Origin of the sequence: Flavobacterium sp. TAB 87 (genome assembly GCF_001529295.1) — a bacterium.
Classification (GTDB): domain Bacteria; phylum Bacteroidota; class Bacteroidia; order Flavobacteriales; family Flavobacteriaceae; genus Flavobacterium.
The window spans coordinates 902,310-914,439 of the sequence record NZ_LLWK01000038.1; the positions used below are offsets into that span (position 1 = coordinate 902,310).

Below are 12,130 nucleotides of genomic sequence, written 5' to 3' on the forward strand. Positions count from 1 at the left end.
TCGTCTATTTATTTGCTGTTACTTTCCAGATAACATTCCCAGTATCGTCATTTACCAATAGCGAGCCGTCATTCATAACGGTAACCGCAACAGGACGACCGTAAACTTCTGCTTTGGATTGATCAGCTATAAAACCAGTCAAAAAATCTTCGGGCTTACCAGACGGCTTTCCGTCAGCAAACGGAACAAATACTACTTTATATCCTGCTATATTCGCGCGATTCCAAGAGCCGTGTTGGCCTACAAAAATTCCGTTTTTGTATTTTGAAGGAAAAGCATCTTTGTTGTAAAAAGTCAAGCCTAGCGAAGCAGTATGTGCGCCAACAGAAACATCAGGAACAATCGCTTTTGCAGCTAAATCTTTGCCTTCGCCCTTCAATCTAGGATCCAAAATATTTCCGTAATACGAATATGGCCATCCATAAAACCCATCTCTTTTTACGCTAGTAATATAATCGGGTACCAAGTTGTCTCCCAATTCGTCTCTTTCATTAACTGCTGTCCAAAGTTCTCCGTTAACTGGATTAAAATCCATTCCCACCGGGTTTCTTAAGCCAGCGGCATAAATTTTTTCATCCGTTCCATCAGGATTAATTTCTAAAATATTGGCGCGGCGAATTTCTTCTTTCATGCCATTTTCGCCAACATTACTGCCTGATCCAACCGATATGTAAATTTTTGTCCCTTCGGTATTGGCAATTATATTTCTTGTCCAGTGGTTGTTGTAACCTCCCGCAGGAAGATCAAGAATTTTTTCGCCTTTAGTTTCTAATTTTAGGGCATTATTTATATACGGATAACGGTACAAGCCATCGGTGTTTGCAATGTAAAAAAAGTCTTTCAGCACTAACATGCCAAATGGTTTGTTGAGGTTCGAAATAAAAACATTTCGCGTTTCAAATGTTCCATCTTTGTTGGCGTCTCTAAAGACCGTGATCTGGTTTTTTGAAGTTCTCGTTCCGCTTTCCACTACAAAAATATCAGCATTAGGCGCAATGTAGGTCCAACGCGGGTTTTCTAATCCGTCAGCAAATTTAGTAACCATAAAACCTTCAGGTGCTTGCGGCAGTTTGCCTTCTGGCCAATTGACCATTCGGCTGCCTTTTGCAACAGATTCTGTGGCATAGGGCGGCGGCAATACCAAGTCGCCAACCGCTGTTTTTACTGTGACTTCTGGCTGCTGTGCCAACTTTTCTTTGGTTGCTTCTTTTACTTGTCCGTTGCAGGCCGTCAAAAGAAATATTAGGGATGTAGAAAATACTTTGATTATGGTTTTCATTTCAATTTCAGATTAAATTTATAGCACAACAATTTACCTAATTTAAAAGAATTTTATAGGAAATATTTATAAAAATTAAGTGATATTTAACTTTTTCAAAATAATAAATCAGCCTTATATTTTCACGTTTAGTTTTATTTGTAATTCTGTATCTTTGCAGCTTATTTAAAAAGTAAGAATTAATGATCCAACTTCACGATAAACAATTTGTTCCGTTTATTTCTGCTAAGGAAATCGAAATTGCAATTGCAAAAATGGTGGTAAAAGTAGAAGCAGATACAGCTAATGAAACTCCAATTTTCATCGGAGTACTTAATGGCTCTTTTATGGTGGTTGCTGATTTTGTGAAAAAGTACAGTTATCCGTGCGAAGTTTCTTTTGTGAAATTAAACTCATACGAAGGGACTGAGACGACCAATGAAGTGAAAGAACTTATTGGGATTAACGAAGATTTAACTGGGCGAACAGTAGTGATTTTAGAAGATATCATTGACACTGGAAACACATTGGTGACATTAAAAGAAATGTTTGCCAATCAAAACTTGAAAAGCTTGAAAATTGCCACTCTTTTTTTTAAACCCGAAGCGTACAAAAAAGACATTACAATAGATTATGTTGGAATTAGAATTCCAAATAAATTTATTGTTGGCTACGGTTTAGACTACGATGGTTTGGGGCGCAACTTGCCCGAAGTGTATCAGGTTCAAGAGTAAAAAGAATTAACTGAAACTATAAATACATAACTACACAACTAGAAATATTTTAGAAAGAGAAATACAACCTTTCATTTTTAAATGTTTCAACTTTTAAATTACATTATGATCAACATTGTTTTATTTGGAAAACCTGGAGCAGGAAAAGGAACTCAAGCTGAATTTTTAAAAGGAAAATACAATCTAACACATCTTTCAACCGGAGATATTTTTAGATATAATATTAAAAATGAAACCGAATTAGGGAAATTAGCCAAAACCTATATGGATAAAGGCGATTTAGTTCCAGATGAAGTAACGATCCAGATGTTGCAAAGTGAGGTAGAAAGTAATCAAGATTCAGCAGGATTTTTATTTGATGGTTTTCCAAGAACAATTGCGCAAGCAAAAGCACTAGATGCTTTTTTAGTTTCTAAAGGAGAAAAAATCACGGCAACCGTTGCATTAGAAGCTAATGATGAAATTTTAGTAGCGCGTTTGTTAGAAAGAGGAAAAACTAGCGGAAGGCCAGACGATCAAGACGAAGAAAAAATTCGCAACAGATACCAAGAATACAACGAGAAGACAGCTCCTTTGATGGGGTATTATAAAGAGCAAAATAAATTTCACGCCGTAAACGGAATCGGTTCTGTCGCAGAAATTACTGAGCGTTTAGGCGCTGTGATTGATAGTTTGTAATTCAAATAAATAGAAACAGTTTGAGGTTTAATCACCATACAATTCAAACTGCACAAAATAATTTTCCACTAAGAAATTGAGGCGATTGACGTTCAATGAAACTTAATTGCTTGGTGGTTTTTTTTAAATTAAAAAGGGTTTGTTGGCTAACAAATCTTTTGTTGTTTAACGTAAAGTGTAACTCTTTTTCAAAATATATGGCACTACTTATTATTTTCTTATTGATTCTACTCAATGGCTTTTTTTCGATGTCAGAAATTGCATTGATTTCTGCTCGTAAAAGTAGATTAGAGACTTCAGCAAAAAAAGGAAATAAAAGTGCTAAAATTGCATTAGAGCTTGCCAATTCGCCAAATAAATTTTTATCGACTGTTCAAATCGGAATTACGTTAATCGGAATTTTAACCGGGATTTACAGTGGAGATAAAATTACTGCCGATGTGCAGGTTTTTATTGGAGAATTTGCTGTATTGCGTCCGTATGCAGATTCTATTGGTGTGGGAATTGTCGTGGTTGTTTTAACTTTTTTCTCGTTGGTTTTGGGAGAGTTGCTACCGAAACGAATTGGATTAAATTTTCCGGAAACCATTGCAAAAACATCCGCGATGCCAATGAAATTTGTTTCGATAATTACAGCGCCATTTATTTGGTTATTGACCCATTCGACTGATTTTTTACTGAACGTTTTGCAAATTAAACCTTCAGCAGACGGCAAGATAACCGAAGAGGAAATTAAGGCCATTATAAAAGAAGGAACAGAAGGTGGAGAAGTACAAGAAATCGAACAAGACATTGTAGAACGCGTTTTTCATATCGGTGATCGAAAAGTGAATTCGTTAATGACACATCGCAAATCGGTAGACATGCTAGTTTTAGATTGGGATGCGGCCGCAGTAAAAAAAGCAGTTTTAGAAGATTTACATACTACTTATCCCGTTTACAAAGACAATTTTGACGATATCGTTGGTATTGTTACACTTAAAAATATTTTTGCAACTATTGAAAAAGAAGATTTTAGTTTGGCTAAAATTATGACCACGCCTTCTTTCATTATGGAACATACTACTGCATACAGAGCGTTAGAGAGTTTTAAATTAACTGGAGTACATCATGCTTTAGTAGCAGATGAGTATGGCATTTTTCAAGGAATAATTACGCTGAATGATATATTGGAAGCGTTAGTTGGTAATGTATCAGATTTTTATAAAGAAGAATTTCAGTTAGTAGAAAGAGAAGATGGCACTTGGTTGGTTGATGGACATTATTCGTTGCATGATTTTTTAACCTATTTTGAGTTGGATGATTTAATAAACGATTATGATGTTACAACGGTCAGCGGAATGATAATGACAGAGTTATCAAGAATACCGAAACAAGGCGATAAGTTAAATTGGAATAATTTTCAATTGGAAATTATCGATATGGATGGTATTAAAATTGACAAAGTTTTGATTAAAAGAAGAAAAGAAAAAGAATAGAAATAGTTTTTATATTTAGAGGAGAATCTACAATTTCTCGGAATTCTAGATTTTAAAAGCTAAGGTTGACAACAAGAATAGAAGACTAAAAGTAAGAAGAAAAGCAGCTAAGGGCTGATTTGCTTTTTATTTCAGTCAAAATAAAAAAAAGTTATGACAGAAGGGAATTTTGTAGATTACGTAAAAATATTTGTTTCTTCGGGAAAAGGAGGAAAAGGTTCTACACATTTACATAGAGAGAAATTTATTGAGAAAGGTGGTCCAGATGGTGGAGATGGTGGACGTGGTGGGCACGTAACTTTAATTGGAAATAAAGGACTTTGGACATTATTTCACTTAAAATTTGCGCGCCATATTAAAGCAGGGAATGGTGGAGATGGAAGTGGTGACCGAAGTACAGGTGCCGATGGAGAGGATAAATTTATCGAAGTACCATTAGGAACCGTTGTTAAGGATAAAGAAACTGGAGAAATTCTTTTTGAAATTACGGAAGATGGCGAACGTCAAATTTTGTCAAGAGGAGGAAAAGGTGGATTAGGAAACTGGCATTTTAGAAGTTCAACAAACCAAACGCCAAGATATGCACAACCGGGTTTACCTGGAATAGAGATGGATATTATTTTGGAATTGAAAGTACTGGCCGATGTAGGTTTAGTAGGTTTTCCTAATGCTGGAAAATCAACTTTGCTTTCAGTATTAACATCTGCAAAACCAAAAATTGCTGATTATCCGTTTACGACTTTAAAACCTAATTTAGGAATTGTAGCCTACCGCGATTATCAATCGTTTGTAATTGCCGATATTCCAGGAATTATTGAAGGTGCTGCCGAAGGAAAAGGATTGGGTCATTATTTCTTACGTCATATCGAAAGAAATTCTACCTTACTGTTTTTAGTTCCTGCAGACGCCAAAGATATTAAAACAGAATATGATATTTTGGTGAATGAATTGACCAAGTACAATCCTGAAATGTTAGACAAAGAACGTTTGTTGGTAATCTCTAAATGCGACATGCTCGACGATGAGTTGCAAGTAGAGCTAAAAGCAGAACTAGATGAACAATTAAAAGGAGTTCCTTTTATGTTTATTTCATCTGTGGCTCAGCAAGGTCTGACCGAATTAAAAGATAGACTTTGGAAAATGCTTAACGACTAAGCTGGTTTTTAATCAAAATACAGGCGTTCTAGAGATAGAGCGCCTTTTTTTAAGGTTTAAATTGCTAGTATCGTAAAAAAATATGCTTTTTATAGCTGTTTTCTACACATTTATGATTTTCAAGTGGATGTAATTTCGAAAATGACTTATCTTCGCAAAACTAATTCAATTATTATATGAAAAAAATAATCTTATTTGTATCGATGTGCCTAATGGCATTTCCTGTAAGGGCCGATGAAGGAATGTGGTTCTTAATGTTTCTAGATAGACTCAACCATAGAGATATGGAAAAAATGGGTTTGCAACTGACTGCTGAAGAAATTTACAGCATTAACAATCACAGTTTAAAAGATGCAATTGTGCAGTTTAACGGTGGTTGTACAGCAGAAATGGTCTCTAAAAGTGGTCTTGTTTTAACGAATCACCATTGTGGATACGATGCCATTGCAGAACTTTCTAGCGCTGAACAAAATTATCTAAAAGATGGGTTTTGGGCTAAAAGTCGTGCCGAAGAAATGAAGCCAAAATCACTATACGTTCGTTTCTTTGTTCGTATGGATGATGTTTCAAAACGAATTTTATCAAAAGTGAATGATAAAATGAGTGAAACCGATCGCAACAAAGCAATTCAGCAAGAAATGGCTTTGATCGAAAAAGAGAACAGTGAGAACGGAAAATATGTAGTGTCTGTTCGACCTTTCTTTCAAGGAAATGAATATTACTATTTTGTCTACCAAGATTATAAAGATGTACGTTTAGTAGGAACGCCACCAGAAAGTATTGGAAAATTTGGAGGAGATACGGATAACTGGGAATGGCCACGTCAAACGGGAGATTTCTCTATGTTTAGAGTGTATGCTGATAAGGACGGAAATCCGGCAGAATATTCTAAAGATAATGTGCCTTTGCAGCCTAAACACCACTTACCTGTAAGTTTAAAAGGTGTTAAAGAAAATGATTTTGCCATGATTTTGGGCTATCCAGGAAGAACCAATCGTTGGATGCCAGCGGGGGGAATTGAGCAAAATGTAAAGTATGCTTATCCTGCTTGGGTTGAAGGTGCAAAAACTGGAATGGACCAAATGAAAAAGTATATGGACAAAGATGCAACGGTTCGTTTGCAATATGCGTCAAAATATGCTTCTACAGCCAATTACTGGAAAAACCGTCAAGGTATGATTGATGCGTTGACGAAAGCAGGAACAGCCGCTACAAAAGCAGAACAAGAAGATAAGTTCTACGAATGGGCAATGAAGCCAGCGAATAAAGAAAAGTACGAAAACGTAATTCCGACTATTAATGAGTATTACAGAATAACAAATGTAAAAGCAGCTCACGATAGTTATTTAATGCAACTTTTACGTACGTCAAGTTATGCAACGGGACCAGCCAATTTAGGAAACTCTTTGATTGCTTACTACAAAGAAAACGATGCTAAAAAAGCAGAAATGCTACCTAAGATTACTGCATTAATCGATAATATTTATGGAGAGTTTTATGCACCGCTTGAAAAAGATGTGTTGGCTGCTCAATTAAATCTATATGCTTCTAAAGGTACTGAATACGGTTTGCCAGCGCAAATTGCTAAGATGAAAGCAGAGAATAACGGTAACTTTACAGCTGATGTTGCAAAAGCAACGGAAGTAAGTTATTTTACATCTAAAGAAAAAGTGCTTGCGTTTATGGCAGATCCTAAACCATTGGCAATTATACACGATCCTTTGTATATTATTTCTAACGATTTATTGACAAAATACCGTGCTGAGAGTGATTACCAAGCCATATCTGATGATGGATTTGCAATTGCTTACCGCAAATTAGTAGAAGGTTTAAAAGAATCAAAATTAAACACGATTCAATATCCAGATGCTAACTCTACTTTACGATTATCTTACGGAAAAGTACGCGCCTTGCCTGAAGACAAACGCAATGACGTTAAAATCAACAATTATACAACCATGGAAAGTATGGTTAAAAAGTATAAAGCTGGTGATGCTGAATTTGATTTGCCAAAAAGATTGTTGCAATTAAATAAAAAGAAAGATTTTGGTCAATATGCCGACAAAGAAGGGTATATGCCAGTTAACTTTTTAACCGACAATGATATTACAGGAGGAAACTCAGGTTCACCGGTGATTAATGGCAAAGGAGAATTAGTTGGTATTGCATTTGATGGAAATATCGAAGCAATGGCTGGAGATGTTATTTTTGATCCAAACTTGCAAAGAACAATTAACGTTGATATTCGTTATGTGCTTTGGGTGATTGATAAGTACGCTGGAGCTAAAAATATTATTGACGAATTGACTATAGTGAAATAGTTTAATTTTGACTGTAAAGATTTAAACCACCATGACCTTGTTATGGTGGTTTTTTTTTGTACAAAACAGTATGAAATACAATTATTTCCCAAAAGTAAATGCAGCACAATTTATTTACTTATTTTTGAGCTATGAAGCAACTTGTAATATTCTTTGTTTTGGTAACCAATTGTATGTGGGCTCAATCTGATTTTGAAAAGGGAGAAAAGCTTTTTCAGAAGAAACAATATGCGCCAGCGAGAACTGCGTTTGAAAGTGTCGTAAAAACTACTCCAAATAATTTAAAAGCAATTGAATATTTAGGAGATATTGCGGGGGCAGAAAAAAAATGGGATACCGCATTAGTATACTATAAAAAGTTAAAACTGACTAAGCCATCAGAAGCTGACTATTTTTATAAATACGGTGGAGCTCTCGGTATGAAAGCACTAACTGTTAATAAATTTAAAGCGTTAGGAATGATTGATGAAGTGAAAGGATCATTTGAAAAGTCGATTCAGTTAGATTCTAAACACATTCCTGCACGTTGGGCATTAATCGAATTGTATCTGCAATTACCTGCAATGGTTGGCGGAAGCGAATCTAAGGCAGTCGCATATTCGGATCAATTGCAAAGAATTTCTGCAGTCGATGGTTATTTGTCGCAAGGCCGAATTGATGAATATTTTAAAAGATATAAAATGGCAGAAGAGCAGTATAAAAAAGCTGTTACTGTTGGAGGAACAAAAATTTGCTATCAAAAATTAGCCGATTTATATCAAAATAAAATGGAGCAACCAGATAAAGCCAAGATCGTTTTAGAAGAATACAAAAAGAAAACATCAAATTAATTGACGAATAATTCGAATACAATATGAAGACACATTTTATTGCCATTGGCGGAAGTGCGATGCATAATTTAGCTTTGGCGCTACACAATAAAGGATATAAAGTTACGGGCAGTGACGATGCTATTTTTGAACCATCAAAATCACGCTTAGAAAAAAAAGGAATTTTACCTGAAGAAATGGGTTGGTTTCCTGATAAAATTACCGCTGATTTGGATGCGATCATTTTAGGAATGCATGCCAAAGCTGATAATCCAGAACTACTGAAAGCGCAAGAATTAGGTCTAAAGATATATTCATATCCTGAATTCTTATATGAACAATCCAAAAATAAAACGCGTGTTGTTATTGGAGGTTCGCACGGCAAAACAACTATTACTTCTATGATTTTGCATGTCATGCATTATCATGCTATTGAAGTCGATTATATGGTTGGTGCACAATTAGAAGGTTTTGATACGATGGTGCATCTTACAGAAGAAAATGATTTTATTGTTTTAGAAGGTGATGAGTATTTGTCTTCACCGATTGATCGAAGACCAAAATTCCACCTATACCAACCTAATATTGCTTTAATTTCGGGTATTGCTTGGGATCATATTAATGTTTTTCCAACCTACGAAAACTACGTCGAGCAATTCGAAATTTTTATTGAAAAGATTTCCCGTGGAGGAATATTAATTTATAATGAAAATGATAGAGAAGTAAAACGTGTGGCCGAAGCCGCTACAAACCCAATTCGTAAATTACCCTATTCAACGCCCAATTATAAAGTTGAAAATGGAAAAACGTTATTAGAGACGCCCGAAGGTTTAATGCCAATTGAAGTATTTGGTGCGCATAATCTAAATAATTTGGCAGGAGCAAAGTGGATCTGTCAAAATATGGGTGTTGATGAAGCCGATTTTTACGAGGCCATTGCTAGTTTTAAAGGCGCTTCAAAAAGATTAGAGAAAGTTGCAGAAGGAGAAGGTAAGGTCGCCTATAAAGACTTTGCACATTCACCAAGTAAAGTAGCTGCGACCACAAAAGCAGTAAAAGAACAATATCCAGATCGAACACTTATTGCGTGTTTAGAACTGCATACCTATAGTAGTTTAAATGCGGAATTTTTGAAAGAGTATGAAGGTGCTTTGGAATTTGCAGATACCGCAGTGGTTTTTTACTCGCCAGATGCAGTAAAAATAAAACAATTAGAAGAAGTGACTTACGAGCAGATCGCGAATGCTTTCAATAGAAAAGACCTCGTTATTTACACAAATCCAATTGAATTTAAAGACTATCTTTTTAATCTAAATCTAGAAAATTCGGCATTATTACTAATGAGTTCAGGTAATTATGGTGGACTTAATTTTGATGAAGTGAAACGTTTAATAGAATAATTTTAGAATAATGAGATTAGAAGCCAATTAGCAATCGTTAATTGGCTTTTTTATTTCTGCTCACTTCAGATTTTATTGAAAGATTTTTCTTGTATATTAGTAAGTTTTAATTGTAATTTTTCAAGAATATGGAACAAACAAATTTTCCCATTACACACTGGTCAGAAGATGATAGGCCTCGAGAGAAATTAATGTTGAAAGGGAAAAGTGCGTTAAGCGATGCCGAGCTAATTGCTATTTTGATTGGATCTGGAAGTCGAAATGAATCGGCGGTCGATCTCAGTAAAAGAATTTTAGCAAGTGTAGCTAATAACTTGAATGCTCTAGGAAAAGTATCTTTATCGCAATTAATTAGTTTTAAAGGAATAGGAGAGGCAAAGGCGATTACAATTATTGCTGCACTAGAGTTAGGACGCAGAAGAAGAGCGGAGGAGGCTGTAGAACTTAGCAAAATCACATCGAGCAAAGTTGTTTTTGAGATTATGCAACCAATAATAGGCGAGTTACCTCACGAGGAATTTTGGATTTTATATTTGAATAATTCCAATAAAGTGCTTTCTAAAGCGCAGCAAAGCAAAGGCGGTATTACAGGAACGATGGTCGATGTTCGTTTGGTTTTTAAAGCAGCACTCGAATTAGGGGCAACCGCAATAATTTTGTGTCACAATCATCCATCTGGTGCTTTAGTTCCGAGTGAAGCAGACAAGCACATTACAAAAAAATTAAAGTTGGCTGGTGAGAGTTTAGATGTTAAAGTTTTAGATCATCTTATCGTTACTGAAACAAAATATTATAGTTTTGTAGATGAAGGAATATTTTAAAAATGAAAAATACTATAACAGATGTCTTTTTTGACTTAGATCATACACTTTGGGATTTTGACAAAAACTCAGAGCTCGCTTTTGATATGATTTTTAAAGAAGCACATCCCACTGTTTCAACGACCGCTTTTATCGAAAAATATGTACCTATCAATCAAGCGTGTTGGCAATTGTATCAAAACGATAAAATTACACATCACGAATTGCGGTACAATAGACTCAAGCATTCTTTTGATGCCATAAATTATAGTATGTCAGATGAACAAATTCATCAGATGGCAAAGGATTATATTGAATATTTACCACTGTACAATCATCTCTTCGACGGAACGATAGAAATATTAGAATACCTGCAGTCAATGTATACCTTGCATATTATTACAAATGGTTTTGCGGAAGTACAATACAAGAAAATGACAAGCTCAGCAATCATACAGTATTTTAAAACAATTACTAATTCTGAAATGGCAGGTGTTAAGAAACCCAATCCAATTATTTTTGACTATGCGGTCTCTTCGGCGAAAGCCAATAAAGAAACATCGTTGATGATTGGAGATTCATTAGAAGCCGACGTTCTTGGCGCTATAAATGCAGGAATGCAAGCTATTTTTTTTAACGAAAAAAGCATACAAGTAAATCAAGATATTAAACAAATAAATCATTTATTAGAACTTAAAAACTATTTATAATTATGAAAACCAAATTCCTCTTTGCGTTTGTTTTATTTTCAACTTATTGTTTTTCGCAATCAATCAATGATTATAAAGCCGTTATTGTGCCTCTAAAATTTGATTTTATTAAAACGGATAATCAATATCGTTTGGCTACGTTGACTAAATTTAATCTTGAAAAAGCGGGTTTCACTGCTTTTTACGCTAACGAAGTGTTACCGCAAGAATATACGGCGCAACGTTGCGATTTATTAAATGTAAATGTCGTTCGTGATAATGCTTTTTTAATAACTAAGTTATACGTAGAATTTAAAGATTGCTATGGTAAAGTAGTGTATACTTCTGAAATTGGAAAAAGTAAAACCAAAGAATATGAACCGGCTTACAAAGAAGCTTTAGATGGCGCTTTCGTTTCTGTAAATGCATTAAATTACGCGTACAATGGTACGGTAAACAAGAGTGAAGTTGGAAAAAAGCAAACAACTGTGCAAGCCACAGCAATTGCAGCAACTGCTGTAACGACTGCAAAAGCGGTTGAAAGTTCAGTTCCTATGAGTACGATTAACTCCAATACAAATAGTGTTGATGTTTTATATGCGCAGCCCACGGAAACGGGCTATCAACTTATTGATAAAACGCCAAAAGTGGTCATGAAGTTAATGAAAACATCGCAACCTGACTCATTTATTGCAATTAAAGATGGCGTTCAAGGCTCACTAATAAGTAAAAACAACCAATGGTTTTTTGAATATTATAAAGATGATAAATTGGTTTCAGAGCCAATTTCAGTAAAATTTTAGTAGAT

11 protein-coding genes are annotated in these 12,130 nt (G+C 35.0%); 10 read left to right on the forward strand and 1 reads right to left on the reverse strand.

Annotated elements, in window-relative coordinates:
- Positions 1-4: 4 nt before the first annotated feature.
- Positions 5-1,279, reverse strand: coding sequence for a sorbosone dehydrogenase family protein (locus AP058_RS15975; RefSeq protein WP_066313171.1), 1,275 nt, complete (start codon positions 1,277-1,279; stop codon positions 5-7).
- A 182-nt stretch (positions 1,280-1,461) separates the two neighbouring features.
- Here AP058_RS15975 and hpt point away from each other — a divergent pair, with 182 nt between their 5' ends.
- The 10 genes from hpt to AP058_RS16025 all read left to right on the forward strand — a co-directional run bounded on the left by hpt (position 1,462) and on the right by AP058_RS16025 (position 12,125).
- Positions 1,462-1,992 (forward strand): hypoxanthine phosphoribosyltransferase, encoded by a 531-nt coding sequence (hpt, locus tag AP058_RS15980; protein ID WP_066313172.1) that lies wholly within the window; start codon positions 1,462-1,464, stop codon positions 1,990-1,992.
- 105 nt (positions 1,993-2,097) lie between these two features.
- A complete protein-coding gene (locus tag AP058_RS15985) occupies positions 2,098-2,670 on the forward strand; it encodes an adenylate kinase (protein ID WP_066313563.1) in 573 nt (190 codons plus the stop codon).
- A gap of 197 nt (positions 2,671-2,867) precedes the next feature.
- Complete coding sequence (locus AP058_RS15990; RefSeq protein WP_082706677.1) at positions 2,868-4,148, forward strand: hemolysin family protein; 1,281 nt, start codon at positions 2,868-2,870, stop codon at positions 4,146-4,148.
- A 153-nt stretch (positions 4,149-4,301) separates the two neighbouring features.
- Positions 4,302-5,303 carry a GTPase ObgE gene (gene obgE, locus AP058_RS15995; RefSeq protein ID WP_066313175.1) on the forward strand — a complete coding sequence of 334 codons (1,002 nt, stop codon included), beginning with the start codon at positions 4,302-4,304 and terminating at the stop codon, positions 5,301-5,303.
- A gap of 176 nt (positions 5,304-5,479) precedes the next feature.
- A complete protein-coding gene (locus AP058_RS16000; RefSeq protein ID WP_066313176.1) occupies positions 5,480-7,624 on the forward strand; it encodes a S46 family peptidase in 2,145 nt (714 codons plus the stop codon).
- Between the two features lie 131 nt (positions 7,625-7,755).
- Positions 7,756-8,454 (forward strand): lipopolysaccharide assembly protein LapB, encoded by a 699-nt coding sequence (locus tag AP058_RS16005; protein WP_066313179.1) that lies wholly within the window; start codon positions 7,756-7,758, stop codon positions 8,452-8,454.
- 23 nt (positions 8,455-8,477) lie between these two features.
- Positions 8,478-9,833 (forward strand): UDP-N-acetylmuramate--L-alanine ligase, encoded by a 1,356-nt coding sequence (gene murC, locus AP058_RS16010; protein ID WP_066313181.1) that lies wholly within the window; start codon positions 8,478-8,480, stop codon positions 9,831-9,833.
- 128 nt (positions 9,834-9,961) lie between these two features.
- A complete protein-coding gene (gene radC / locus AP058_RS16015; protein ID WP_066313182.1) occupies positions 9,962-10,654 on the forward strand; it encodes a DNA repair protein RadC in 693 nt (230 codons plus the stop codon).
- Positions 10,655-10,656: 2 nt separating this feature from the next.
- Positions 10,657-11,343, forward strand: a complete 687-nt coding sequence (locus tag AP058_RS16020; protein ID WP_066313183.1) for a YjjG family noncanonical pyrimidine nucleotidase — start codon at positions 10,657-10,659, stop codon at positions 11,341-11,343.
- Between the two features lie 2 nt (positions 11,344-11,345).
- Positions 11,346-12,125, forward strand: coding sequence for a hypothetical protein (locus AP058_RS16025; RefSeq protein ID WP_066313185.1), 780 nt, complete (start codon positions 11,346-11,348; stop codon positions 12,123-12,125).
- The last annotated feature ends 5 nt before the right edge of the window (positions 12,126-12,130 follow it).